The following is a 24831-nucleotide window of genomic DNA, read 5'->3' on the forward strand; positions in this document are numbered from 1 at the left end:
CCGCGAACCCCGGATTTCGAGCGCGGCATGGGAGGATGCCCCGTCGCGGCGAGCAGGATGGGGCGGAGCACTCGATGGGATCGGCCGAACCGGCAGCCGGCGCACCGGCCGGCGGCAGACGCGCGCGGGAAGTGCTGGCCGCGGCGGAGGCGTTGTACACCGCCGCTCGAACCGTCACCGCCGACCAGGCCGGGGCGCTCGACGCGGTGCGCTCGGCGTTGTCCCCGCTCCGCGCCGAGTTGGTGGCCGCCGCGCTGGCCCGCATCCCGATCGACCAGCTCCGCGAGGCCACCGACGGGCGACTGCGCCTGGGCGCCCTGGAGGCGGCCGGATTTGCGACGGTCGGCGCCGTGTACGACGCGCCGCCGTACCGACTGCGCCAGGTGCCGGGCGTCGGCGAGCAGACCGCCGCCCAAGCCGTCGGCGCCGCACGGCGGATCGCCCGCGCGGTCGAGGACACCGTCACGGTCCGCATCGACCCCGACCGGCCCACGGAGCAGACCACCGCGCTGGTCCGGGCGCTGTACACCCTGGTCGCGGCCGACCCGGAGGCCCGCAGGACGGCGGCGATCGCCGAGGACCTCACCGGGCGCCTGGTCGCCCCGCGCACCGCCGCCGGCCCGGGTCGCAGTCGGCTGCGGATGTGGTTCGCCCGAACCGACAAGCGGGAACGGGTCGCCGCGGCCCTCGCCGAACTGCACACGCTGATCTCGGACGCGGCCGAGCGCGAACTGCCGCTGCTGTTCGCCCAAGCCTCGACCGACCTGTTGCGCGTCCCCGGTTCGGACTTCGAGGCGTGGTGCGACTTCGAGCAGCGCCCTGCGGACTACTACGCCCTGCTCGACACGATCGCCGGCCGGGTACCGGACCGGGACGCGGCCGAGGGATTCATCCCCGCGGAGATCGCCGAACGGGTCAACGCCCAACCGTTGGACGAGTCCCTTCTGCTCGCCTCACTGCGCGGATACCAGTCCTTCGGGGCTCGGTTCGCGCTCAGGCAGCGTCGGTCGATCCTCGGTGACGAGATGGGGCTCGGCAAGACCGTCCAGGCGATCGCGGCACTCGCCCACCTCGCCGCCGGCGGTCACCACCGTTTCCTGGTGGTGTGCCCGAGCAGCGTGCTGATCAACTGGGAACGCGAGGTGCGCAAGCACAGCAAGCTACGTCCCATAGTCGTGCACGGCCGGACCCGGGTGGAGGCGTTCGGTCACTGGCAGGAGTCCGGCGGTGTCGCGATCACCACCTTCGACGGACTCAAGACGCTCCCCGCGCCCACCGCCGAAGCGGCCGTGGGGATGCTCGTGGTGGACGAGGCGCACTATGTGAAGAATCCCGACACCGGACGCTCCCGGGCGCTGGCCGGCTGGACCGAGCACGCCGGGCACGTCCTGTTCCTGACCGGCACCCCGATGGAGAACCGGGTCGCCGAATTCCGGTCCCTCGTCCAGCGGTTGCAACCCGACCTGGTCCCCGGGATCCACGGTCGGGACGCGCTCGCGGGATCCCGTGCGTTTCGCATGGCCGTGGCGCCCGCGTACCTGCGGCGCAACCAGGAGGACGTACTCACCGAACTCCCCGCACTGTTGCGTGTCGAGGAGTGGGAGGAGTTCAGCGCCGCCGATCGAAACGCCTACCGCGACGCGGTGGCCGCCGGGAACTTCATGCGGATGCGCCGGGCCGCGTACGTCTGTGCCGACGACTCGGCCAAGCTGGAGCGGCTGCGCGAACTGGTCTCGGAAGCCGCCGAGATCGACCTGAAGGTAGTGGTGTTCTCCTTCTTCCGGGACGTGCTGGCCACGGTGGGCGCCGCCCTCGACGGTCCACGCTGCTTCGGGCCGATCACCGGCGCGGTGGCCGCGGCACACCGGCAGAAGATGGTCGACGAGTTCTCCGCGGTGTCCGGCCACGCGGTGCTGCTCGCACAGATCCAGGCCGGCGGAGTCGGGCTGAACCTGCAGGCGGCCTCGGTCGTGGTGATCTGCGAGCCGCAGGTCAAGCCCACGACGGAGCAGCAGGCCGAGGCGCGGGTCAATCGGATGGGCCAGGTCCGGGCGGTCCAGGTGCATCGCCTGTTGTCCCCGGACAGTGTCGATCAGCGCATGCTCGACATCCTGGCCGAGAAGTCCGCGCTGTTCGACGCGTACGCGCGGCGCAGCGACCTGGCGGAGGCTAGTCCGGACGCGGTCGACGTGTCGGACGAGACGACGGTGCGGCGGATCGTCGAGGACGAGCAGCGCAGGTGGGGAGCGACGGGCTGAGGCCGCACCCCCGCCTGCGGCGCGGCGGCCCCTGGCGATAATCCGTTGGTGGGTGGCACCGTTGCCACTCGTGCCGATCATGGGCGAGTTTTAGCCTCGGCTGGTGACCAAGTTTCTGCTTGCCGTACATGTGCTTGCCGCGATTTTGGCGGTCGGACCGGTGACCGTTGCCGCGAGTATGTTCCCGCCCGCAGTCCGGAAGGCGCGGGCCCACCCGGAGGACGAGCAGGCCGCGGCGGTGGTGCGCGCGCTGCATCGGACCTGTCGGGTCTACGCGGTCGTCGGCGTGGTGGTACCGGTCTTCGGGTTGGGGGTCGCCCTGCAGATGGACGTGGTGGGCGACGCGTGGCTGATCGTGTCGATGGCGTTGACCGCGATCGCCGCCGCGGTTCTCGGGTTGGCGGTGCTGCCCCGACAGAGCGCGCTGCTGGCCGACATCGGGACGGCGGACGGCGGGGCCCGCGGCGCCACGGCCGTGGCCCCCGATCCGTTGTCCCCTTTCCACCGCGCCACGGTGCGCCTGGGCATGCTCACGGGTGTGTTCAACCTGCTCTGGGCCACCGTGACCGTGTTGATGATCGTCCGGCCGGGGTCCTCCACCGGCGCCTGATCCGCCGCCGCTCGGCAGGTGCAAAGATCGCCGTTTCGGGCAAGTATCGGTCCTCGCACGATGTCCGGCCCGCCGCCGGCGGGCTCGGCGCGATGGGCACGATGGGGACGGTGTGGTGAAGCGACACGAGGGGGCCGGCGCCGGGTCGGGGGCGCCGGGGGCCGCAACGCGGCGGCACACCTGGGACACCAGGCGTTGGCTGCTTGTCGGAGTCTCCACGACGCTGGTCGTATCGGCCCTGCTGGCCGCGCTCGGCGCGTGGGTGTTCACCCATTCCACATCGGTGAACGGGCGGCTGGTGGACTACAGTTCGCCGGCGCTGATCGCCGCCGTGCGCCTGGAGACGGCGTACGCCGACCAGGACGCCGCGGTGCGCGGCTACGTGTGGACCGGCGACGCCTCGCTTCTGGAGGGCTACGCGACGGGCCGCGCCGCCGAGCAGGAACAGGCGGCCGTACTGCGCGAGTTGTTGCGCGACGACCCGACCGCGAGCAACGAACTGCGGGTGGTGCAGGAGCGGGCGCAGGCGTGGCAGGAGCGGGTGGTCCGGCCCGTGCTGGCCGTCCCGCCCGGGAGCGAGCCGCCGGCGGAGGTACGCGCGGCCGTCGCCGACACCTCCGCCTACCCGGCGCTGCGCACCGCCACCCGCGAGCAGCTGCACCGCCTCCAACGGCAGCGCGACAACGCCAGGGCCGACCTCCAGGACGTCCGCGACCTGCGCACATGGGTGTTCAGCGGGATAGCCCTGGTGGTCGTGGGAGGTGCGATCATGGTGTTCGCGGGGTTGCGGCACGGCGTGACCCGGCCGATGAGCCGACTGGTGGCGGACGCCAATGCGGTGGCAGGGGGCGACTTTCGACATGAGATCACCCCCACCGGCCCCGCCGACCTGCGCGCGTTGGCCGACGCGATGGAGGCGATGCGCCGCCGCCTCGCCGACGAGTTGGCGTTCTCCCACGACGCCCGGCACCGGCTGGACGAGCAGGCCACCGAACTACGCCGCTCCAACTCCGACCTGGAGCAGTTCGCCTACGTCGCCTCGCACGACCTCCAGGAGCCATTGCGCAAGATCGCGAGCTTTTGCCGTCTGCTGGACAAGCGGTACCACGGGCGACTCGACGAGCGGGCCGACCGCTATCTGGACTTCGCGGTGGACGGCGCGGTGCGGATGCAGACCCTGATCGACGACCTGCTCGCCTTCTCCCGGGTGGGCCGAGGTCCGGCGACCGACGCGGCGGTGGACCTGAACGCCGTGTACGAGACGGTGGTCGGCGATCTGGATCTGGCCATCCGGGACGCGGGCGCCGAGGTCCGGCACGATCCGCTGCCCACCGTGCGCGGCGACCGCTCCCAGCTCTCCCTGGTCGTGCAGAACCTGATCGCCAACGCGGTGAAGTTCCGCAAGCCGGACCGGCCGGTCCGGGTCGCGGTCGAGGCCGAGGCGGTGGACGGTATGTGGCGGATCTCGGTGACCGACGACGGCATCGGTATCGATCCGGCCCAGGCCGACCGGATCTTCGTGATCTTCCAGCGCCTGCACACCCGCGAGGCCTATCCGGGCAACGGCATGGGCCTGGCGATGTGCAAGAAGATCGTCGAATTCCACGGCGGCACGATCGGGCTGGACCCCGAGTACACCGGCGGTACCCGCATCGTGTTCACCCTCCCGTCGGCCGAACGGCCCGACACCGACGGGAAACCCCCGTCACTCGCCGAAGTGCCCCCTCCCCAGCCCTGATCCGGCTTCCACCACCCGGTCCGGGGTGATCGGCAACGTGCGCACCCGCACCCCCGTCGCGTGGAAGACCGCGTTGGCGATCGCCGCCGCCGCGCCGACCACGCCGATCTCGCCCGCGCCGCGCGCGCCGACGTCGCCGATGTGCGGGTCCGGGACATCCGTGAACAGCACGTCGAGCACACCGACATCGGCGTTCGCCGGCAGGTGATACCCCGCCAGATGCGGTTCGACCACGTGTCCCCGGCGCGGGTCGATCGTGGTCGCCTCCATCAACGCCTGGGCCAGACCGAAGGTCATCCCGCCGATGAGTTGGCTGCGCGCCGTGCGCGGATTGATCACCCGGCCGATGTCGAACGCGCCGACCATCCGCCGCACCCGCACCGTCCCGGTCAGCGCGTCCACCGCGACCTCGGCGAACTGGGCACCGAACGAGTGCACGGCGTAGGGCGATCCGGCGTCCGGATGGGCGTGGCCGATCGCCGAGATCGACGGCGAGCCGATCCGGGACAGCTCGCCCACGAAGGTGTCGGGGCCGAAGTCGATCGTGCCGATCTCCCGCCGATACAGCGGCGATTCCGGATCGCCCAGGGCACCGGCCAGCAGGTCGTCGCGCACCGCCTCGCAGGCCCGCCGGATCGCCGGGCCGACGTAGGCCACGGTCAGCGAGCCGATCGAGGGCGGTGCCTCGGGCAGTTCGGTGTCGCCGAGCCGGACGAAGATGCGCTCCGGCCCGACGCCCAGCACGTCGGCGGCGATCTGCGCGAAGACGGTGTACGTCCCGGTGCCGATCTCGTGCGAGGCGACGCCCACCACGGCGGTGCCGTCGACTCGCAGTTCGGCGTAGGCCGCGGCCCGTCCCGGGTCCATCTCGTGGGTCGCGCTCGCCATCCCGCTGCCGATCAGCACGTCGCCGTCGCGACGGGTGCCGGGCGTGCGGTCGTTCGGATCCCAGCCGAACCGCTCGGCGCCCAGGCGGTAACACTCGCGCAGGTGTTTGCTCGACCACGGCCGCCCCGACGAGGGATCGGTGTCGGCGTGGTTGAGCAGCCGCAACTCCACCGGGTCGACGCCCAGTTCGTGGGCCAACTCATCCAGGGCCGACTCCAGCGCGAACGATCCCGGGGCCCGGCCCGGCGCCCGCTGGAAGGTCGGCGGCTGCATGTCGAGCCGCGCAATGCGCTGACGGATCGTCACGTTCGGGCAGGCGTACAACATCGCGGTCGTCGCGCCGGTGTTCTCCACCACGTTCTCCCCGAAGGACGTCGCCGTGGTGCCGTCGTGGGCGATCGCGGTCAACCGGCCGTCCCGTCGCGCGCCGAGCACCACCCGCTGCCGGGTGGGCGGGCGCACGCCGCAGGAGGTGAACATCTGCGGCCGGGTGAGCGCGAGGCGCACCGGTCGGCCGACCAGCCGCGCCGCCGCCGCGGCGAGCAATACGTGCGGCCACACCGTGCCCTTGCTGCCGAAGCCGCCGCCGACGAACCCGGACAACACCCGCACGTCCTCGGGCCGCAGCCCGAATGCCTCGGCCAGCGCCGCGCGTACCCCGAAGACGTACTGCGTCGAGTCGTGGACGGTAAGCCGATTGCCCGTCCAGCGCGCGGTGGTGGTGCACGGCTCCATCGCGTTCATGTGCTGCGGCGGTGTCTCGTAGTACGCCTCGATCGTCGCGTCGGCCACCGCCAGGCCCGTGGTCAGGTCGCCCCGGACCACATCCTCGCGGCCCGGCGGGGTCTGCGGGATGGCGTCCTCGATCCGCGCCAGTGGCGCCTGTTCGCGATAGCGCACCCGGATCAGCTCGGCGCCGGCCCACGCCTGCTCCCGGGACTCCGCGACCACCATCGCGACATGCTGCCCGTGGTGGTGGATCACCGGGTCGGACAGCGGTGTCCGGCCGTCACCCATCGGCCCGTTGTCCGCCGAATAGAAGGACGCCACCGGGCCGATGCCCAGCGAGCCGTCGGAGGCGCACACGGCCAGCACACCAGGCGCGTGCTCGGCGGCGACGACGTCCATGTCGAGGATCCGGCCCTTGGCGATGGTGCTCTGCAGCAGCACGGCGTGGGCGAGATCGGGCAGGGCCACGTCGCCGGTGTACATCGCGGTACCGGTGACCTTGACCGGACCGTCGACCCGCGTCTGGGGTCGGCCGATCCACGGCTGCTCCGGGCTCATCCGCGGTCCCCTTCCACGGCGGTCAGCGTGGTCAGCGCCCGGGCGACGACGCGACGGATGAGTTCGACCTTGTATCCGTTGTCGCGCAGCGGCCGGGCGCCCTCGGTGGCCGCCTCCCCCGCCCGGGCGAACGCGGCGGTGCTCGGCGGCGCGCCGATCAGCGCCGTCTCGGCCGCGCCCGCCCGCCACGGCGTGGTCGCCACGCCGCCGAGCACGATCCGAGCGTCGTGAACCGTGTCCTCGCGGACGTCCAGGGCGACCGCCACCGAGCACATCGCGAACGCGAACGAGGCCCGCTCGCGCACCTTGAGGTAGTACGAATGGGCACCCAGTGCCGTCAGCGGCACCTCGACCCCGGTGATCAACTCGCCGTGCGCGAGTGTGGTCTCCCGCTCGGGGGTGTCCCCCGGCGGCAGATGGAAGGTGTCGATCGGCTCCACGCGCGGACCGCCGGGTCCGTCGATCCGCACCCGGGCACCCAGCGCGAGCAGCGCCACCGCGAGGTCGGACGGGTGGGTGGCGATGCACCGCTCGCTCGTCCCGAGCACCGCATGGCCGCGGTGGTCGCCGTCCAGCGCCGCGCAGCCGCTCTCCGGCAGCCGCTTGTTGCACGGCATCGACGGGTCGCGGAAGTAGCCGCACCGGGTGCGCTGCATCAGGTTGCCGCCGAGTGTGGCGAGGTTGCGCAGTTGTGGCGAGGCGCCGGCGAGCAGGGCCTGGGCGAGCACGGGCAGGCGCTCGGACACCACCGGGTGCCCGGCCAGGTCGCTGTTGCGAACGAGGGCGCCGATCCGGAGCGTGTCGCCGTCGGGCCCGATCCCGCCCAGCGGCAGTCCGCCGATGTCGACCAGTCGGGCGGGGTCGGCCACGCCGCACTTCATCAGGTCGACGAGGTTGGTGCCGCCGGCGATGTACATCGCGTCCGGGCCCAGCTCGGCCCAGGCGTGCGCGGGTTCGTCCGGACGGGTGTAGGTGAAGGGGCGCATGGCGGTCACCGCCCGGCCGCGGCGGCGATCGCCGTGACGATGTTCGGGTACGCGGCGCAGCGGCACAGGTTGCCGCTCATCCATTCGCGGATCTCGTCGTCGTCCCCGGTGTGACCCTCGGCGAGCAGCGCGACCGCGGCCATGATCTGCCCGGGGGTGCAGAAGCCGCACTGGAACGCGTCGTGGTCGACGAACGCCCGCTGTACGGGGTGCAACTCCCCTTCGGGGTCACCGCCCAGGCCCTCGATCGTGGTCACCTCGCGCCCGTCGTGCATCACCGCGAAGGTCAGGCACGAGGTGATCCGGCGCCCGTCGAGCAGCACGGTACAACTGCCGCACTGGCCCAGGTCGCAGCCCTTCTTCGGGCCGGTCAGCCCGAACTCGTCGCGCAGCGCGTCCAGCAGGGTGATGCGCGGGTCGACGCGGATCCGGCGCGGGTCCCCGTTGACCCGCAGTTCGACTTCGTCGGCGGCGGGCTCGATCGACATGGTCCCTCCGGGGTGGGCGCACCCGGGCCGTGCCGACCCGGGATCAGCGCTGCTACCCACCCGCCGGGCGCGCTACACGGCCGACTCCCTCGGCGCGGGCAACGTGGGGATCGCCGCGAGCAGGTCGCGGGTGTACGCATGGCTCGGGCTGCCCAGGACCCGCGCCGTGGGGCCGGCCTCGACGGCTTCGCCCGCCTTCAGGACCAGGACCTCGTCGCACAGGTGTTGCACCACGCCGAGGTCGTGCGAGACCAGCACGAGGGACAGGCCGAGCCGGGTCCTGAGGTCGCCGAGCAGGTCCAGGATCTGCGCCCGGACGGACACGTCGAGCGCGCTGACCGGCTCGTCGGCGACCAGTACGCGCGGGTCCGGGGCGAGGGCTCGGGCGATGGCGACACGCTGCCGTTGGCCGCCGGAGAACTCGTGCGGGTAGCGGCCCCGGGTGTCGGGGTCGAGGCCGACGGCGGCCAGTACCTCGTCCACGCGCGCGTTGTGGTCGCCGGCGACGCCCAGGCATTCGAGCGGTTCGGCCACGATGTCGCGCACGCACGCGCGAGGGTCGAGCGAGCTCATCGGGTCCTGGAGCACGATCTGCACCTCGCGCCGGAACCAGGCCAGGGTGCGGGCGGGTCCGGGACGGACCTCGCGGTCGCGGTAGTGGACCGTGCCGCCGTCGGCCCGGTCCAGGCCGAGCAGCAGCCGGATCAGGGTGGATTTGCCCGCGCCGGACTCGCCGACCACGCCGAGCGCGCCGCCTTCGGCCAGCGCCAGATCCACCCCGCGCAGCGCGTACCGCCGCCCGGGTGGGGCCCACAACGAACGACGCGGCAGCCGGTAGGTCCGGGTCAGCCCCTCGGCGCGCAGCAGTACGGCGGGCGTGGTCACGACGCGGCCTCCACGGAATCGGTGACGATCTCGGTCGGCGTCTCGATCGGCACGAACGCCGTCGCCCGCGCGGCGGCGAGCAGCGCGCGCGTGTAGGGCGCGCGCGGGTCGTGCAGGATCGTCTCCAGCGGGCCCTGTTCGACCGTGCGCCCGCCGCGCAGCACCGCGATGCGATCGCTCACCGAGGACACCACCGCGAGGTCGTGTGTGATGAACAGCAGCGCGGTGCCCTGCTCCCGGGCCTGCTCGTCGAGCAGCGCGAGGATGTCCCGCTGCACGGTCACGTCCAGCGCGGTGGTCGGCTCGTCCGCGATCAGCAGCGCCGGTCGGCAGGCCAGGGCAATCGCGATGCCCACCCGCTGGCGCTGCCCGCCGGAGAGCTGGTGCGGCCGGGCCCGGACCAGGTCGGCCGGATCCGGCAGGCCCACCCGCGCGGCCAGCTCGATCGCCGCCTCGTCGGCCCGACGGCGGGTCATGCCCCGGTGCAGACGCAGCGGTTCGGCGATCTGCCGGCCGATACGCATGGTCGGGTCGAGCGCGGTGAGCGGTTCCTGGAAGACCATGGCGACCCGATCGCCGCGGATGCGGGCGAGTTCGCGCTCGGAGCGGCCGAGCAGTTCGGCGCCGTCGAGCCGGATGCTGCCGGTGACCTGGGCGCCCTCGGGCAGCAGGCCGAGCACGGCCAGCGCGGTGAGCGACTTGCCGGACCCGGACTCGCCGATCAGGCCGAGCCGTTCGCCGGGCGCGAGGGTCAGGTCGACGCCGTCCACCACGGTGCGGCCGGCGATCCGGATGGTGAGGTCGGTGATCTCCAGGAGCGCGCCGTCGACCTCGGCGAGCGTGCGCATCGCCCGCACCGCGCGCTCGCCCTCGTCCTTGGCGAGCGGCCCCGGTCCCCCGTGCCGCAGGCGCGGATCGGTCGCGTCCCGTAGCGCGTCGCCGAGCAGGTTGAAGCCCAGCACGGTCAGTGCGACGGCGAGTCCGGGCCAGACCACGAGCAACGGCCGGGCCGCGATGTAGGGCTGTTGGTCGTGCAGGATCCGGCCCCAGGACACGGCGGGCGCGGGGCTGCCGTATCCGAGGTAGGACAGCGCGGCCTCGGTCAGCGAGGCCACCGCCATCACCAGCGAGAGCTGGACGAGCAGGGTCGGCGCGATGTTCGGCAGGATGTGCCGCCGGATGGTGCGCCACGTGCTCGATCCGCTCGCGGCGGCGGCCAGGACGTAGTCGGTGCCGGCCACCCGCTCGATCTCGGCCCGGGCGATCCTGGCCAGGTGTACCCCGAACGCGACGCCGATCGCGCTCGCGGCGGTCCATACCGATCCGCCGAACACGGCGGCCAGGATCATCGCGGTGAGCAGCGCCGGGAACGCGATGGCCACGTCGACCAGTTGCACCACCCCGGCCGCGACCCGGCGCGGCCCGAGCGCCGCCGCCAGCGCCAGCGGCACGCCGAGCGCGGCGGCGATCGCCGCCGAGACGAGCGCGATCACCAGCGTCTCCCGGGAGCCGACCAGGATCAGGCTGAACTGGTCCCGCCCGAGCATGTCGGTCCCCAGCACGTGCCCGTGCGAAAACGGGAGCAGCCAGGGCGAGTTCGGGTCGACGGCGGTCGGGTCGTACGGGGTCCACACCAGCGACAGCAGCACCGCGCCGACCAGGATCGCGATCAACGTGCCGCCGATCAGGCCGTTACGGTCGCGCAGCAGCGCACGCAAAGCCGCGCCGACGGCGATGCGCGCCCTCATCCGGACACCTCCCGGACCCGAACGTCCGCCAGGCGCGGGTCGATCAGCCGCTGGGCGATGTCCACCAGGAAGCCGACGAACAGCACGATCGCCACCAGGAGCATCACCTCGCCCTGCACCTTGACCAGGTCCCGGTTGCCCACGTCGGCGACCAGCATCGAGCCGACGCCGGGGAGGGTGAACACCTTCTCCACCACGATCGCGCCGACCAGGAGGGCGGCGACCTGTACGCCGAGCATGGACAACACCGGCCCGGCCGCGTTGCGCAGCCCGTGCCGAAGCAACGCGCCGGTGCGGGTGCGCCCGGCGGCGCGCGCGGTACGCAGGTAGTCCCGGTGCAGCACGTCGAGCGTGGCCGAGCGGACGAAGCGCAGCAGCACCGCGCCCTCGGACAGGGCGAGGGTCAGCGTCGGCAACACCAGGCTGCGGCTCGCCTCGCCGGGATCCGTCCAACCGTCCACGGGGAAGCCCTGGGCGGGCAGCAGCGGGGTCTGCACGGCGAACAGCAGGATCAGCAACAGGCCCACCCACAACGTGGGCAGCGCAATCCCGAGCTGGCTCGCCACGCTGATCGCGGTACCGTCGCGCCGCTCTCGGCGCACGGCCGCAAGCATCCCCAGCGGTACCGCGAAGGCGAGCGCCAGGAGCAGCGCGCCGAGCACGAGCGGGCCGGTGACCCGTAGTTTCTCGCCGAGTTCGCCGGTCACCGAGGAGCCGTTGAGCTGTGAGTGGCCGAGGTCGCCGGTGGGCACCTCGGTAAGCCAGGTCCAGTACTGCACGATCAGCGGTCGATCCAGGCCCAAGTCGTGCCGGATGGCCCGGAGTTGTGCCTTGTCGGCGGTGATGCCGCCGACCGAGGCGGCGGCATCACCGGGGAGCAGTCGCAGCAGGGCGAAGGTCAGGATGCTCGCGCCGAGCAGGGACAGCGCGAGCAGTCCGAGCCGGCGCACGACGAACACGGTCATGCCCGACCCCGATCCGGCCGGTGCCGCGACGACCCGTCGTGCGACGGCCCCCGACGCGAGGTCACTTGCCGATCCCGATGCCGGCGAGGTTGAGTCGGCTGCTGGTGTGGTGCTGGGGTGCGCCGCTGACGCCCTTGCGCACCACGGTCAGCGTCTGGGCCTGGAACAGCCAGTCGGCGCCGGCGTCCTCGGCGACCTGGCGGCCGACCCGGGCGAGCAGGTCGGTGCGGGTGCGCTCGTCGGGCGCGGCCACGGCCTGCGTGTACCAGTCGCGCACCTGCGCGTTGTCGTAGCCGAAGTAGTAGCCGGGGGTGGCGAAGTTGCCGACGTCGTGCGGCTCCGCGTGGTTGACCAGGCTCAGGTCGTAGTCCCTCGCGGTGTAGACCTCGCTCAGCCAGGCGGTGAACTCCTGTTGCTTGACCGTGAGTTCGATGCCGGCGTCCTTGAGGTTGGAGACCAGGACGTCACCGATCGCGGCGGGGTAGATGTTGGGGATCTTCAGGGTGAGCTTGAGATCGGTGACCCCGGCGTCGGCGAGTGCCTTCTTCGCCGCCGCCGCGTCGTGCGGGTCGATCGTGGTCAGATCCTGATAGCCCGGGTCGGAGGTGGGTATCGGGCCGCCGAGCCGAACTCCCGCCCCGCCGAGGGACTTGATCAGCGCGTCCTTGTCGATCGCGCGCCGGATGGCGTGCCGCACGGCCGGGTTGTTCAGCGGCGCCTTGGCGTTGTTGATCGCCAGCGTGTACTTGTCGGTGGTGGTGCCGCGCAGCACGGTGAACTTGTCATTGCCCGTGAAGGGTTGGAGCAGTGTGGCCTCGGCGGCGGTCTCGATGTCGGTCTGGCCGGTGGCCTGCGCGTTGTTCGCGGCGTTGCGGTCGGGGATGTAGCTGAGCACGACCTTGGCCACCTTCGCCTTGGCGCCCTTGTACGCGTCGTTGCGCACGAGGGTGATCGCCGAGCCGCGTTGCCAGCCGTCCAGCTTGAACGGGCCGGTGCCGTTCTCCGTGGTGTCCAGCTTGGCGAAGTCGGTGCCCTTCTTGTAGATCACGCCCTGACGCTGGGTGAGCGCCCAGGTGAGGTTGGTGTCGCGCTGCTTGAGGGTGATCACCACGGTGGCTGGGTCGGGTGCGGCGACGCCCGCGATCGTGGCCAGGGTCTTGGCGTTCGGCTGCTTGGAGCCGGGCGCGAGCACCTGTTGGAGCGACCAGACGGCGTCCTCCGCGGTAACCGGCGAGCCGTCGTGGAAGGCGGCGCCGGGGGCGAGGTGGAAGGTGTAGGTGAGGCCGTCGGGGGACGTCTCGAAGCCGGAGGCCAGGGCGGGCACGATCTTGTTGTCGGCGTTGGTGTCGACCCCGAGCAGGCCCTGGTAGACGTTGTCGAGCAGGACCTGTTCCAGCGCGACGCCGGCGGTGGTGGTCAGGTTGAGGCTGGTGGGTTCCAGGACCAGCCGCACCCGGGCCGTGGCGTTCGGGTCGAGCGCGCTGTCCGCGGGCGCCGGGGCCTGGGTGTTGGCGCCGTTGGCGGCGGGGTTCGGGGTGCCGCCGGAGCCGCACGCGGCGAGGACCGGTCCGGCCAGGGCGAGGACGGCGGCGATGCGGAGCGCGGAGCGGCGCATGGTGGATCGATCTCCTTGCGGGTGGGGTGGTGCGGGGTGACGTGACGTGGCGGGGGCGTACAGCCCTCGGAGTCGGACCGAGGGCTCAGCCGCGAGCTGCGGTCAGCACGAACTCGGCGATTTCGTCGTGTACTTGGTCGCTGTCGCGTTCGGCGAGCACGTTGTGCAGGTCGCCGGGGAAGATCCGGGCCCGGGCGTCGGGCAGTGTCTCGGCGGCGGCGCGGACCGCGCTCGCGGGCGCGAGGTCGTCGGCCTCGCCGTGGACGAAGAGCACCGGACGGGTGATCGTGCCGCCGGCGATCAGTGCGGCGATCCGCTCGCCGCCGGCTTCCAGTGCGTCCAGCGTCTCGGGGCGCAGGCCGCCGGACCAGACCAGCGGGTCGTTGCGCAACCGTTCGGCGTACTCGGCGTTTCCGCACAGCTCGCTCGGGTCCTTGCGCAGCGACATCGGGTCGATGTCGTGTTCGGCGAGCAGCGCGCGCAGACCGCTCTCGCCCGCCGACAACCCGGTCCCGGCGCCGGCCAGGACCAGCGCGCGGGCGGACCCGGCGGCGACCCGCTCGCCCGCGAGCAGGAGGGTGACGGCCGCGCCGAGCGAGTGGCCGGCCAGGATCAGCGGTACGCCGGGGCGGCCCGCCGTGATCCGCGCCAGGACCAGTTCGGCGTCGTCGGCGAGCGCGTCCAGGCTCTCGACCAGGACCCGGGTGCCGTCGCTGAGGCCGTGGCCGATCTGGTCGGGGGCCCACACCTCGATCCCGTCGGCGTTGAGTCGATGTGCCAACGGCTCGTGCAGGCCGGCGTGTTCGCCGAGTCCGTGCAGGAAGAGCACGACCGCGACGGGTTCACCCTCGACGGGCCACACGCGCAGGTGGAACTCGCCGCGGGCACCGCGGATCCGGCTCTCGTGAACGGCCTGACGGGTGGTCATCGGGTGCCCTCCGCGAAGGTGTCGGTGCCGGCCGCCGCGGCCGACAACCCGCCTTCCAAGTCGGCGAGCAGGTCGTCGATACCCTCCAGGCCGACGGACAACCGGACCAGACCGGGGGTGACCCCCGCGTGGAGCCGCTGCTCGGGGTCCAGTTGTGCGTGGGTGGTGGACGCGGGGTGGATCGCCAGGCTGCGCGCGTCGCCGATGTTGGCCAGGTGGCTGAACAGCCGCAGTCCCTCGACGAAGCGCCGCCCGGCCGGCAGGCCGCCGGCCAGGTCCACCGACAACACCGCCCCCGCGCCGCGCGGCAGATAGCGCCGAGCCGCCGCGTGCCACGGGCTGGTGGGCAGGCTCGGGTGGTCCACCCGCACCACCTCGGGGCGCGCGGCGAGCCAGGCCGCCACCCGCTCGGCGTTGGCGGTGTGCCGGTCCAGGCGCAGCGACAACGTCTCGATGCCCTGGAGCAGCAGGAAGCTGTTCAGCGGCGACACCGCCGGGCCGAGGTCGCGCAACAGCCGTACCCGCAGGCGCAGCGCGTAGGCGATCCGGTCCGGGCCGAACCGCTCCCAGAAGGAGAGGCCCTGATAGGTCGGGTCGGGCGCGACCAGGCCCGGGTAGCGGTCGGCGTGCGCGCCGAAGTCGAAGGTGCCGCCGTCAACCACGATCCCGCCGATCGCGGTGCCGTGACCGCCGAGGAACTTGGTGGTGGAGTGCACGACGATGTCGGCGCCGTGCTCGATCGGGCGGAGCAGGTAGGGCGTGGGCACCGTGTTGTCGACCACGAACGGGACACCCGCGGTGTGCGCGATCTCCGCGACGGCGGCCAGGTCGAGCACGTTGCCGCGCGGGTTGCCGACGCTCTCGCCGAACAGCGCCTTCGTGGCCGGTCGGATCGCGGCGCGCCAGGCGTCGAGGTCGTCCGGGTCGTCGACGAAGGTCACCTCGATACCCAGGTCGGCGAAGGTGTGTTCGAGCAGGGTGCGGGTGCCGCCGTACAGGGACGCCGCCGCGACGAGGTGGTCGCCGGCGCGGGCCAGGTTGAGCAGCGCGAGGGTGGTGGCGGCCTGACCGCTGCCCACGGCCACCGCGGCGGTGCCGCCTTCCAGTGCGGCTATGCGCTCCTCCACCACGGCGGTGGTGGGGTTGGACAGCCGGGTGTACGCGTGTGTCTCCAGGTCGGTGAGCGCAAACGTGTCGGCCGCGTGCGCCGCGTCGCGGAAGACGTAACTGCTGGTCAGGTAGATCGGCACGGCGCGGGCGCCGGTGGCCGGGTCGGGGCGGGCCCCGGCATGCACCTGGAGGGTTTCGAAGGCCGGTCGGGGGTTGGTCGGTTCGGCGGCGTCCGGAAGCAGGTCCGACCACCACCGCTCGACCACGCGCGGATGCGACCGCAGCCACCCGATCAGCGCGTTCTCCCCGTAGGCGGGCTTGAGCGGATTGGTGGGATCCTCGGTGACCCCGTCGGCCTCGGCGGCCAACTCGGCGGGCAGGTCCAGCGGTTCGACCACGGCGTCCAGGCGTGGGCCGAGGAAGAACGGCAACGAGTAGCGGTCGACGCCCGGTTGCGGGGCGACCACCCGGTGCCGGGTGGCCCGTAGGTAGCCGCGCGTGGCGATTTCCAGCATCTCGCCGATGTTGAACACGAACGCGTCCGGCAGCGGCGTCGCGTCGATCCAGGAACCGTCCCGGGCCTGCACCTGGAGGCCGCCGATCTCGTCCTGCTGGAGCAGCGCAAGGTAGCCGTAGTCCTTGTGCGCGCCCACTCCCTGGTCGACGTCGGCGCTGGGCCGCCCCGGATAGTGCACCACCTTGACGTGGACCGCGGCCTCCTCGTCGAACCACTCGTCGAAGTAGCCGCTGTCCTGGCCGAGCGCGGCGGCCAGCGCCCGCAGCACCTCGCGGCTGACCCGCAACGCCTCGGCCTGCCAGGCGAGTACGGTCTCGCGCAGTTCGGGCAGCGCGGCCGGCCACTGGTTGGGGCCGATCAGCCGCAGGTAGGCGGGATCGTCCGGGCCGAGGTCCAGCGCCGCCCGCTCGGGGCCGATGTCCAGTTGTTCGCGCCAGTCCGGGCCGCCCTCGGTGTACTCGGTGCCGGTGCGGGTGTATCCGCGAAACTGCGGCGAGTTGATGTTCTCCACCGCGAGTCGGTCCGCCTCGGGCAGGGCGAAGAAGCGCTTCGAGACCGCCAGGGCGCGGGCCCGCAGCTCCGGGTCGACGCCGTGGCCGATCACATAGAAGAAGCCGATCTCCCGTGCGGCATAGCGGAGTTCGGCCAGGAAGGCGGCCGGGTCCGCGGCGGGGTCGCGGAATCGGGAGATGTCGATCACGGGCAGGGTGGTGGGCGGTGCGCTGGTTGCCATGACTGGGGTCCTCGGTACAGCCTCGGGCACGCCGGGCCGGACGCCGGCCCGGGACGGGGCCGAACGCGGCACGGCGGACCCGCGGCGGGTGGGGCGAGATCGGGTACGAATGGGCGCGCCGACCCGGAGGGCGGCGACGCGGAACGCGGGCGGGCCGGCGCGCGGCGGACCGGCATCGGTCACGCGGGGGCGGGCACACACCTGCTCGGCGGCGCGAAAGCGCACCGCACGAGCGCAGGGGTCAGCGACAGATCTGGTCGAAGTGGTCGGCTCGTCGACCCACCCAGAAGGGGTCGAGCAGCGCGGAAGCGACCTGACGCGGAGACATGGCCGTGATGTAAGCACGAGGAAGGCGTGTTGGTCCAGCGGACTTTCCGTCACATCCGGTCGACGACGCGTAAGGGTACGGGTCGGACATCGCGCCGGTCGGCGGCCGATGCGCGGGTCCGGGACCGACCGACGGCGGGCGTCGGGCGGTACCCCGTGGCGCAAACCGCTTCGGGCCGCCTACACTCGCGGCCATGTCCTGCCCCATGCTCGTCAGTCGCCGCCACGTGGATCTCGTGCGCGTGACCAGCATGGCCTGTCGTATGTCCCGCTGAACCACGGTGACCGTTCCGGTCCCGGTGGTTCGCGCGGTGTGTGAGCCCGGGCGCTGACCCGCCGGCTCCGCCGCGTCCCACGTTTTCCCGCTTCCCGCATTCCGCTCCCCCGTGTCCGGGCACCTTTCGGCCCGGGCCTTCGGGTGGCCGAACCACGCCCGTCTCGCGGCCACTTCGCCGCGTGCCGTGCGGTCGGTGCGGTACGCCCGTTCGCCGCCCGCCCGGGGGCGTGGTCCCGCGTACCCGCAATCGGCCCGGCTCCACCCACCGTTGCCCGTGCCCACCGCCGACACCCCTACCCCGCAAGGAGTTTCCCGATGACTCTCGAAGCCACCGACACGCCGCCCGTCGTCGAAGCCGAACCCGTGGGCACCGACGGCCCCGTACGTACCGACGACCCCGCTTCGTGGTCCTTCGAGACCCGGCAGGTCCACGCCGGCGCCGAGCCCGATCCGACCACCGGGGCCCGTGCGGTGCCGATCTACCAGACCACCTCGTTCGTCTTCCGGGACACCGACCACGCGGCCGGACTGTTCGACCTGTCCGAGGAAGGCCACATCTACACCCGGATCCACAACCCCACCACCGACGCGCTGGAGCGGCGCGTGGCGGCGCTCGAAGGCGGCGTGGCGGCGGTCGCGACGGCCTCCGGGCAGGCGGCGACCACGCTGGCGGTGCTCAACCTCGCCGCGGCGGGCGACCACATCGTCTCCAGTGCGTCGCTCTACGGCGGCACGTACAACCTGTTCCACTGGACGCTGCCGAAGCTCGGCGTGGAGGTCACCTTCGTCGACGACCCGGACGACCTGGACGCCTGGCGGGCCGCGATCCGGCCGCAGACGAAGTTGCTGTTCGCCGAGACGCTGGGCAATCCGCGCGCCAACGTGCTGGACGTGGCGGCGGTCGCCGATGTCGCGCACGCCGCGGGTGTACCGCTGGTGGTGGACAACACGGTGCCCACGCCGTATCTGCTGCGGCCGATCGAGCACGGCGCGGACGTCGTGGTGCACTCGGCGACCAAGTTCCTGGGCGGGCACGGCACCGCGATCGGCGGGGTCGTGGTGGACGGCGGCACCTTCGACTTCGGCGCGCACGCCGAACGATTCCCCGGCTTCGCCGAGCCCGACGCGAGCTACAACGGGCTGCGCTACTGGCCGGATCTGGGCCCGGGCGCGTACGCGGCGAAGTTGCGCGTACAACTGCTGCGCGACGTGGGCGCCTCGATCGCGCCGCTGACCAGCTTCCTGATCCTCCAGGGCCTGGAGACGTTGTCGCTGCGGGTCGAGCGGCACGTGGCGAACGCGAGTGCGCTGGCCGCGTGGTTGCAGAGCCGGGAGGAGGTGGAGACCGTGCACTACGCGGGTCTGCCGAGCAGCCGGTGGTACACCGCCGGCAAGCGCTATCTGCCGCGCGGCGCCGGCGCCATCGTGGCGTTCGAGTTGAAGGGCGGGGTCGAGGCGGGCCGCCGGTTCGTGAACGCGCTGTCCCTGTTCAGCCACCTGGCCAACATCGGCGACGTGCGCAGCCTGGTGATCCACCCCGCCAGTACCACGCACGCCCAGCTCACCGACGCGGAACGGCTGGCCACGGGCGTCACCCCCGGCCTGGTCCGGCTCTCCGTCGGCATCGAGGGCCTGGCCGACCTGCGCGCCGACCTGGTGGCCGGATTCCGCGCCGCCGCGCAGTCGAACTAGCCGGGACAGCCGGGAACTTCGGACGGAACGCTCGCCATGTCGCACGCCACACCCCCCACACCCGCCCCGCCGGGGCCTCGTTCGTTGACCCTGCCCGCACCGCTGTGGACCGAGTCCGGGGAGGTGCTGCCCGAGGTCCGGATCGGCTACGAGACGTGGGGTCGGCTCGCCCCGGACCGCTCGAACGCGGTGCTGGTCCTGCACGCGCTGACCGGGGACAGCCACGTCGCCGGCCCGGCCGGTCCCGGCTTTCCCACCCCCGGGTGGTGGGACGGCCTGATCGGCCCGGGTCGGGCGCTGGACACCGACCGCTGGTTCGTGGTCGCGCCGAACGCACTCGGCGGTTGCCGGGGCAGCACCGGCCCCGCCTCGCCCGGTCCGGGCGGCCGGGCCTGGGGAAGTCGTTTTCCCCGGTTGACCATTCGCGACCAGGTGGCCGCGGAGGTGGCCGCCGCCGACATGTGGGGCATCGAGCGGTGGGCGGCCGTGGTGGGCGGGTCGATGGGCGGGATGCGGGCGGTGGAGTGGGCGGTGACCCATCCGGAGCGGGTCGGCGCGCTGTTCCTGATCGCCACCACGGCGGCGGCCGGCGCCGAGCAGATCGCGTGGTGCTCGACGCAACTGCACGCGATCCGGGCCGATCCGGGGTGGGCCGGCGGCGACTACCACGACCGGCCGGCCTCGGCCGGGCCCTGGCGGGGGCTCGGCCTGGCCCGCCGCATCGCGCACATCACCTACCGCAGCGAGCCCGAGCTGGCCGCCCGCTTCGGCCGGGAGCGCCAGCCGGGCGAGGGCCCGAACGGCCGCTACGCCGTCGAGTCCTACCTGGACCACCACGCGGCCAAGCTGACCGCACGCTTCGACGCGGGCAGCTACGTGGCCCTGACCGAGGCGATGAACAGCCACGACGTGGGCCGGGACCGGGGCGGCGTGGCGGCGGCGCTGGCCCGGATCACCGCGCCGACGGTGGTCGCGGCCGTCGACAGCGACCGCCTGTACCCGCCGAGCGGGCAGCGGACCCTCGCCGACGCCATCCCGAACGCGGGCCCCCTGCGCGTGGTGCGCTCCGCGTACGGCCACGACGGCTTTCTGCTCGAACTGGACCAGGTGGCACCCCTGGTCGCCGAACTCCTGGAGCGGGCGGGGCAGGCGGACCGCGTCGGGAGTGCCGAACCCCTGGAGCGGGTCGGGCGTGCCGCTGCGACCCGAAATACGCCGCCGAACCGGAACACCCTGCTCGATCCCACCGTTACCGGAAGGTAGTCCTCCCCATCACCCCACCCGGTGTCGAGCCCGGGGAGCCGCGCCACGCACCGGCGCGGCCCCCGGCCCGGCGGCGGGCGGGCCGTCGAAAGGCCGATCACCATGACCGCCCTCGCTCCCGCGCAGGTCCGCGCCCGGTTGACCGCGTTCACCGTGCTCGACGTGCGCACCCCCGGCGAATTCGCCACGGGCCACATCCCCGGCGCGTACAACGTCCCGCTGGACCGGCTGCGCGAGGCGGTGCCGGTGCTCAAGCGGGCAGCGCACCCCGAACTGTTGATCGTCTGCGCCTCCGGTGCCCGCTCCGAGCGGGCCCGCACCGAATTGGCCGCCGCCGGCATCGAGGCCGCGCACCTGAGCGGCGGCACCTCGGCCTGGGCCGCCGAGGGCCACGCCCTGGACGCCCCGGACGGCGCCCGCGCGGTGTGGCCGATGGAGCGTCAGGTCCGCTTCGCGGCCGGCTCCCTCGTGGTGCTCGGCCTGCTCGCCGGCCGCCGTGCGCCCAAGGTGCGCCTGCTGTCCGCGGCGATCGGCTCCGGCCTGGTCTTCTCCGCCGTCACGAACACCTGCGGCATGGCCGCCGTACTCGGCCGACTCCCCTACAACCGCCCCGCCGCCGAGACCCCCGACCTGCCCGCCACGCTCGGCGCCCTCGACCGCGGCTGACCTCCCACCGAGGGAAAGGGCGCGCCAAGTCGCCGCAAAATGGGCGTCGGGTGGGGAACCCGCCCGTTGGCCGCGTACGTGTTCGGACATGTGTCCGTAGTTCCGAACAGTGCTTGGAGTCACCGGTGACGAGCCTGCCCACCCGCCGTGTCCTGCGTCGTCTGACCGTTCTCGCCGTGGCCGGGGTGCTCGCCGCCGGGACCGCGGCGTGTTCGTCGGATTCGGGAGGTTCCGGAGACAAGGCGAAGCCCGGTGGGCGCGAGGGGTCCGCGGAGGTCGGTCCGCCACCGTCCGACGCGCCCACCGCGGCCGATCCGCAGGCGTCGATCCCGGCGCCGCTGGTGCCGGACGCGCTGGTGCGCAAGACCGCGACCGGCGGGCGCACGGTCGCGCTGACCTTCGACGACGGGCCCAGCCCGCAGTGGACGCCGCAGGTGCTCGCGCTGCTCAAGCAGTACAAGGCGAAGGCGACGTTCTGCATGCTCGGCCCGAACGCAAAGGCCAATCCGAAGCTGGTCAAGGAGGTCGTCGCGGACGGCAACCGACTGTGCGACCACTCGGTCACCCACGACGAGGGCATCGCGAAGCGCCCGCTGTCCCGGATCAAGTACGAGATCACCACCGCGCACGACCAGATCGTCGCGGCGGCCGGACCGGGCACGAAGGTCGACTGGTTCCGTGCGCCCGGCGGCGACTGGTCACCGCAGGTACGCGCGATGGCGGCCGGGTACGGCATGCGCTCGCTGGACTGGTCCGACGACACGCGCGACTGGCAGCGCCCCGGCGCGGACAAGATCCTGGCCACTGCCGAGAAGGAGCTGAAGCCGGGCGGGATAATCCTGATGCACGACGCGGGCGGCGACCGCGCGCAGACCCTGGCCGCGCTCAAGCAGCTGCTTCCCTGGCTGGTCCAACAGGGCTACACCTTCGACTTCCCTGCCTGAGCCGGTCCCGCCCCGGCGCCGGAGACCACCGACATCGCCGGCACCAGCCCGTAGGGCTCCGGGTGCACCCCGGCGGAGAAGTCGAGCACCTCGACCCGATGCGGCACCAGGCGCACCAGCACGAAGTCGCCGCCGGTCGGACCCGCCGGGAAGAACGGCCGCAGCGTCTCGTCCCAGCGCGCGGTCGACTCCTGCTCGGAGTCGACCGGTTCGGCCCGGGCGTAGAACGTCGCGTAGGCGACGGCCGGGCGATCCTCGACCGAGTACGACACCTCCGGTCGGGCACCGATGTCGAGCGCCTTGCGCGAGCGCGGACTGGTGGCGAACCAGATCGTGGCGTCGTCCTCGACCGCGAGGTGCTGCACCAGGCGCACCCGGGGCACGCCGCGCTCGTCGGTCGTGGCCAAAAAGCCCAACCCATGCGAGCGCACGATGCGCAGGGCCGTGTCGAGGAGGGTGGGGGTGATGGACATGGTCGACCGCCGATCGTTCACAGCGCTTTCCCGATTTTAATGGCTCCATACTAGAATCATGGTTCCATTAAAAATCAAGCACGAGGGCGAGGCGGACGGACGTGGGCCGCAAACCGAGGTTCGGCGACGACGACTTCCTCGACGCCGCGCTGCGGGTCGCCGCGCGAGCCGGCGCCGCCGGGGTGACGATGGCAGCCGTGGCCGCCGAGGCGGCGGCGCCGGTCGGATCCGTGTACCACCGGTTCGCGTCGCGCGACCTGCTGCTCGCCCGGTTGTGGGTGCGCACCGTGCAGCGCTTCCAGGAGCCCTTCCTGGCCGCGCTGGCCGACCCGGACCCCGAGCGCGGCGCCGACCGGGCGATCCGGGCCGTGCTCGACTGGGCCCGGGAGCATCCGGACCAGGCTCGGGTGTTGCTCCTCCACCGTCGCGAGGACCTGGTCGCCCACTGGCCCAACGAACTCGGCCGAGACCCCGCCGGGATCAACGACGCGCTGCGGGAGGCGTTGCGGGCGTACACCCGGGCGCGCTTCGGCCGCGTCTCGCCGGCGGGCCTGGAGCGGGTCACGTTCGCGCTGGTCGACGTGCCGTACGCGGCGCTGCGCCGACACCTGGGGGCGGGCCGAACCCCGCCGAGGTCGATCGAGGCCGCCGCGTTGGCCGCGTCCCGGGCGGCACTGAGCCATTGATCCGCAGGCCGACACGCCCCGGAGGATGCATCGAGATCGTCGCATTGTGAATAAATCTAGTGAAATGCACCATTCGCTCCTTATTGCAGCCTTTCGCCGTCACATCCGGATCCGCACCCGAGTCCGCACCCGGGTGACGATCGCCCTCCTCCTGTCCGCGACCGCCATCGGCCCGACCACCGCACCGACGGCCGAGGCCGCCTCCGCGCGTGGTGGGGCCATCGCCCGTTCGGAGGTCCTGGCCCGGGCGAAGGACTGGTTCGACCGCAGGGTCGAGTACGACCAACAGGCCGTCGCCCCGGACGCCGACGGCGCGCACGAGTACCGCACGGACTGCTCCGGAATGGTCGCGATGGCCTGGCATCTGCCGAGCACCGACTTCAACACCGATTCCCTCGACCGGCGTTCGGTCACCGTTCGGGTCGGCCGCGACGACCTGCTCCCCGGCGACGCGCTGGACGACACCGCCGACGGCCACGTGGTGATCTTCACCGGTTGGATCGCCCGCAGCGCCGGCACCTTCACGTACATCCAACTGGCCAACCCGCGCACCGACATGGCCACGGGCACCGGCAGCTTCGACAGTCCGCTGCTCGCCGGCCACCCGACCGCGAACTACGTCGGCCTGCGCTACCTGCACGTCGTCGACGACGAGAACACGGCCACGCCGTCGCGCGTCCTGGACCGGTATCCGTGGTCCTCGTCGAGAAATCGCAGCACCTCGGCGACCACGGCCGGGTCGCTCATCACGCGGTGATGGCCGAGTCCCCTGGTGACGAACAGCCGGGCCCGGTCGGAGTAGGCCGCCGCGAGCCGATACCCCTGATCGACCGTCGCCATCGGATCGTCCTCGTCGTGCACGACCAGGATCGGCACCCGTACCCGCTCGGGACCGTAGGACGCGGAGAACCGCTCCCAGATGTCCGACTCCGGGGCCAGCAGTCGCTCGTCCGCCCGCTCCCGGACCAGCGCCACCACCCGCGCATCCAACCGGAGTCGGGCACTGAACCGGTGCAACAGGTATTCCATGTCGCACACGCCGCCGATCGCCACCACCCGATCCGCCCGCACCCCCGAGCGCAACGCCTGGAACGCCCCGAGCACACCGAAGGAATGCGCCAGCATGGCTCGGAATTCCCCATGACGTTCCTGGAGTTGCCGGGCGATCTCGGCATAGTCCAACACCGTGGGGCCGATCCCACCCGAATCCCCGTTGCCCGGCGCGTCGAAGCCGATCGGGGTCAGCCCCCGGGCCCGCAGCTCCTCGACGAACGGCGCGAAGCGCGAGGCCCGGGACTGCCATCCGTGCAGCAACAGAACCGGCTCGGCCCCGTCGCCCCAGCGGTAGGTGACCACCTGCCGACCACCGACATCCAAGGTGTCGGTGACCGCGAACAGGTGCGCCGAACGCTCCGCCGGCCGGACCCGACTGCGCCCGAACGGACGCCGAAACAGCACGTAGGCCAGCGCCCCGGCGGCTCGCGGAGACAGCGCCGTCGTCGCCCGCAGAGCCAACCGCGCAGACGTCTCCCCGGCCCGCCTGACGACCGACCCGGAGTTCGCCGACCCCCGTGTGTCGACGAACTCCGGTGCCTTCGCGGCGAGTTCGGAATCATTCCGGCCGGCGATGGTGCCGGACCCCTTCGTATGGATCATGTCCGCACGCCCCCTGGGTGAGTGGTTCGCCGGGCCGACACGCAACCCGCCCTGTCAAAATTGCACGACCGGTCGTACTATTTATCAAGTC

General features: G+C 72.5%; 20 protein-coding genes and 1 pseudogene. 9 read left to right on the forward strand and 12 right to left on the reverse strand.

The features are described from left to right. Positions 1–74: 74 nt before the first annotated feature. The 3 genes from ACFXKZ_RS08720 (at position 75) to ACFXKZ_RS08730 (ending at position 4606) form a co-directional block, all read left to right on the forward strand. The gene (locus ACFXKZ_RS08720) at positions 75–2258 is read left to right on the forward strand and encodes a DEAD/DEAH box helicase (RefSeq protein WP_379997938.1); all 2184 of its coding nucleotides are present in this window, start codon (positions 75–77) and stop codon (positions 2256–2258) included. Between the two features lie 103 nt (positions 2259–2361). Continuing rightward, positions 2362–2868: a DUF2269 family protein gene (locus tag ACFXKZ_RS08725; protein ID WP_379997941.1), complete on the forward strand. Its 507-nt coding sequence runs from the start codon at positions 2362–2364 to the stop codon at positions 2866–2868. A gap of 115 nt (positions 2869–2983) precedes the next feature. Then, positions 2984–4606 carry an ATP-binding protein gene (locus tag ACFXKZ_RS08730; RefSeq protein WP_379997943.1) on the forward strand — a complete coding sequence of 541 codons (1623 nt, stop codon included), beginning with the start codon at positions 2984–2986 and terminating at the stop codon, positions 4604–4606. On the opposite strand, the gene ACFXKZ_RS08735 is transcribed toward ACFXKZ_RS08730, so the two are convergent. The 10 genes and pseudogenes from ACFXKZ_RS08735 to ACFXKZ_RS08780 form a co-directional block, all read right to left on the reverse strand. After that, entirely contained in the window at positions 4574–6781 is a 2208-nt protein-coding gene (locus ACFXKZ_RS08735) for a xanthine dehydrogenase family protein molybdopterin-binding subunit (protein WP_379997945.1), read from the reverse strand. The two genes, ACFXKZ_RS08730 and ACFXKZ_RS08735, sit on opposite strands and share 33 nt — an antisense overlap. Next, positions 6778–7767 carry an FAD binding domain-containing protein gene (locus ACFXKZ_RS08740; protein WP_379997947.1) on the reverse strand — a complete coding sequence of 330 codons (990 nt, stop codon included), beginning with the start codon at positions 7765–7767 and terminating at the stop codon, positions 6778–6780. The genes ACFXKZ_RS08735 and ACFXKZ_RS08740 overlap by 4 nt, the downstream gene beginning before the upstream one ends. Before the next feature lie 5 nt (positions 7768–7772). Beyond that, positions 7773–8255, reverse strand: a complete 483-nt coding sequence (locus ACFXKZ_RS08745) for a (2Fe-2S)-binding protein (protein WP_379997949.1) — start codon at positions 8253–8255, stop codon at positions 7773–7775. Positions 8256–8327: 72 nt separating this feature from the next. After that, positions 8328–9140 carry an ABC transporter ATP-binding protein gene (locus tag ACFXKZ_RS08750; protein WP_379997951.1) on the reverse strand — a complete coding sequence of 271 codons (813 nt, stop codon included), beginning with the start codon at positions 9138–9140 and terminating at the stop codon, positions 8328–8330. Then, positions 9137–10888 (reverse strand): dipeptide/oligopeptide/nickel ABC transporter permease/ATP-binding protein, encoded by a 1752-nt coding sequence (locus ACFXKZ_RS08755; protein WP_379997954.1) that lies wholly within the window; start codon positions 10886–10888, stop codon positions 9137–9139. Before ACFXKZ_RS08755 ends, ACFXKZ_RS08750 begins: the two co-directional genes overlap by 4 nt. Beyond that, positions 10885–11853 (reverse strand): ABC transporter permease, encoded by a 969-nt coding sequence (locus ACFXKZ_RS08760; protein ID WP_379997956.1) that lies wholly within the window; start codon positions 11851–11853, stop codon positions 10885–10887. The genes ACFXKZ_RS08755 and ACFXKZ_RS08760 overlap by 4 nt, the downstream gene beginning before the upstream one ends. Before the next feature lie 61 nt (positions 11854–11914). After that, a complete protein-coding gene (locus ACFXKZ_RS08765) occupies positions 11915–13468 on the reverse strand; it encodes an ABC transporter substrate-binding protein (protein ID WP_379997958.1) in 1554 nt (517 codons plus the stop codon). 85 nt (positions 13469–13553) lie between these two features. After that, positions 13554–14396 carry an alpha/beta fold hydrolase gene (locus ACFXKZ_RS08770; RefSeq protein WP_379997960.1) on the reverse strand — a complete coding sequence of 281 codons (843 nt, stop codon included), beginning with the start codon at positions 14394–14396 and terminating at the stop codon, positions 13554–13556. Then, complete coding sequence (locus tag ACFXKZ_RS08775) at positions 14393–15748, reverse strand: O-acetylhomoserine aminocarboxypropyltransferase/cysteine synthase family protein (protein ID WP_379998676.1); 1356 nt, start codon at positions 15746–15748, stop codon at positions 14393–14395. The genes ACFXKZ_RS08770 and ACFXKZ_RS08775 overlap by 4 nt, the downstream gene beginning before the upstream one ends. 180 nt (positions 15749–15928) lie before the next feature. Next, positions 15929–16756: pseudogene (locus ACFXKZ_RS08780) on the reverse strand (isopenicillin N synthase family dioxygenase); the annotation flags it as partial. A gap of 521 nt (positions 16757–17277) precedes the next feature. On the opposite strand from ACFXKZ_RS08780, the gene ACFXKZ_RS08785 reads away from it, so the two are divergent. The 5 genes from ACFXKZ_RS08785 to ACFXKZ_RS08805 all read left to right on the forward strand — a co-directional run bounded on the left by ACFXKZ_RS08785 (position 17278) and on the right by ACFXKZ_RS08805 (position 21925). Then, positions 17278–17358 (forward strand): putative leader peptide, encoded by an 81-nt coding sequence (locus tag ACFXKZ_RS08785; protein WP_379998678.1) that lies wholly within the window; start codon positions 17278–17280, stop codon positions 17356–17358. A gap of 317 nt (positions 17359–17675) precedes the next feature. Then, complete coding sequence (locus tag ACFXKZ_RS08790; RefSeq protein ID WP_379997962.1) at positions 17676–19052, forward strand: bifunctional o-acetylhomoserine/o-acetylserine sulfhydrylase; 1377 nt, start codon at positions 17676–17678, stop codon at positions 19050–19052. A gap of 36 nt (positions 19053–19088) precedes the next feature. Then, complete coding sequence (locus ACFXKZ_RS08795; RefSeq protein ID WP_379997964.1) at positions 19089–20315, forward strand: homoserine O-acetyltransferase; 1227 nt, start codon at positions 19089–19091, stop codon at positions 20313–20315. A 102-nt stretch (positions 20316–20417) separates the two neighbouring features. Next, a complete protein-coding gene (locus ACFXKZ_RS08800) occupies positions 20418–20981 on the forward strand; it encodes a rhodanese-like domain-containing protein (RefSeq protein ID WP_379997966.1) in 564 nt (187 codons plus the stop codon). A 125-nt stretch (positions 20982–21106) separates the two neighbouring features. Then, positions 21107–21925 (forward strand): polysaccharide deacetylase family protein, encoded by an 819-nt coding sequence (locus ACFXKZ_RS08805; protein WP_379997968.1) that lies wholly within the window; start codon positions 21107–21109, stop codon positions 21923–21925. Here ACFXKZ_RS08805 and ACFXKZ_RS08810 read toward each other — a convergent pair. Beyond that, positions 21901–22398, reverse strand: coding sequence for a pyridoxamine 5'-phosphate oxidase family protein (locus ACFXKZ_RS08810; RefSeq protein WP_379997970.1), 498 nt, complete (start codon positions 22396–22398; stop codon positions 21901–21903). The two genes, ACFXKZ_RS08805 and ACFXKZ_RS08810, sit on opposite strands and share 25 nt — an antisense overlap. A 101-nt stretch (positions 22399–22499) precedes the next feature. Between ACFXKZ_RS08810 and ACFXKZ_RS08815 the strand changes: the two genes are divergently transcribed. Beyond that, positions 22500–23084 carry a TetR/AcrR family transcriptional regulator gene (locus tag ACFXKZ_RS08815; protein ID WP_379997972.1) on the forward strand — a complete coding sequence of 195 codons (585 nt, stop codon included), beginning with the start codon at positions 22500–22502 and terminating at the stop codon, positions 23082–23084. Positions 23085–23714: 630 nt separating this feature from the next. Here the strand turns inward: ACFXKZ_RS08815 and ACFXKZ_RS08820 are convergent. Next, the gene (locus ACFXKZ_RS08820; RefSeq protein ID WP_379997974.1) at positions 23715–24740 is read right to left on the reverse strand and encodes an alpha/beta hydrolase; all 1026 of its coding nucleotides are present in this window, start codon (positions 24738–24740) and stop codon (positions 23715–23717) included. Between the last annotated feature and the right edge of the window lie 91 nt (positions 24741–24831).

The organism is Embleya sp. NPDC059237, from assembly GCF_042754105.1.
GTDB lineage: Bacteria > Actinomycetota > Actinomycetes > Streptomycetales > Streptomycetaceae > Embleya.

Excerpts from the sequence above, each read along its gene's own strand:
- ACFXKZ_RS08755 (WP_379997954.1), bottom strand. The coding sequence starts at position 10,888 with ATGAGGGCGCGCATCGCCGTCGGCGCGGCTTTGCGTGCGCTGCTGCGC.
- ACFXKZ_RS08820 (WP_379997974.1), bottom strand. The coding sequence starts at position 24,740 with ATGATCCATACGAAGGGGTCCGGCACCATCGCCGGCCGGAATGATTCC.
- ACFXKZ_RS08800 (WP_379997966.1), top strand. The coding sequence starts at position 20,418 with ATGACCGCCCTCGCTCCCGCGCAGGTCCGCGCCCGGTTGACCGCGTTC.
- ACFXKZ_RS08770 (WP_379997960.1), bottom strand. The coding sequence starts at position 14,396 with ATGACCACCCGTCAGGCCGTTCACGAGAGCCGGATCCGCGGTGCCCGC.
- ACFXKZ_RS08760 (WP_379997956.1), bottom strand. The coding sequence starts at position 11,853 with ATGACCGTGTTCGTCGTGCGCCGGCTCGGACTGCTCGCGCTGTCCCTG.
- ACFXKZ_RS08790 (WP_379997962.1), top strand. The coding sequence starts at position 17,676 with ATGACTCTCGAAGCCACCGACACGCCGCCCGTCGTCGAAGCCGAACCC.
- ACFXKZ_RS08785 (WP_379998678.1), top strand. The coding sequence starts at position 17,278 with ATGTCCTGCCCCATGCTCGTCAGTCGCCGCCACGTGGATCTCGTGCGC.
- ACFXKZ_RS08720 (WP_379997938.1), top strand. The coding sequence starts at position 75 with ATGGGATCGGCCGAACCGGCAGCCGGCGCACCGGCCGGCGGCAGACGC.
- ACFXKZ_RS08765 (WP_379997958.1), bottom strand. The coding sequence starts at position 13,468 with ATGCGCCGCTCCGCGCTCCGCATCGCCGCCGTCCTCGCCCTGGCCGGA.
- ACFXKZ_RS08740 (WP_379997947.1), bottom strand. The coding sequence starts at position 7,767 with ATGCGCCCCTTCACCTACACCCGTCCGGACGAACCCGCGCACGCCTGG.
- ACFXKZ_RS08735 (WP_379997945.1), bottom strand. The coding sequence starts at position 6,781 with ATGAGCCCGGAGCAGCCGTGGATCGGCCGACCCCAGACGCGGGTCGAC.
- ACFXKZ_RS08745 (WP_379997949.1), bottom strand. The coding sequence starts at position 8,255 with ATGTCGATCGAGCCCGCCGCCGACGAAGTCGAACTGCGGGTCAACGGG.
- ACFXKZ_RS08795 (WP_379997964.1), top strand. The coding sequence starts at position 19,089 with ATGTCGCACGCCACACCCCCCACACCCGCCCCGCCGGGGCCTCGTTCG.
- ACFXKZ_RS08810 (WP_379997970.1), bottom strand. The coding sequence starts at position 22,398 with ATGTCCATCACCCCCACCCTCCTCGACACGGCCCTGCGCATCGTGCGC.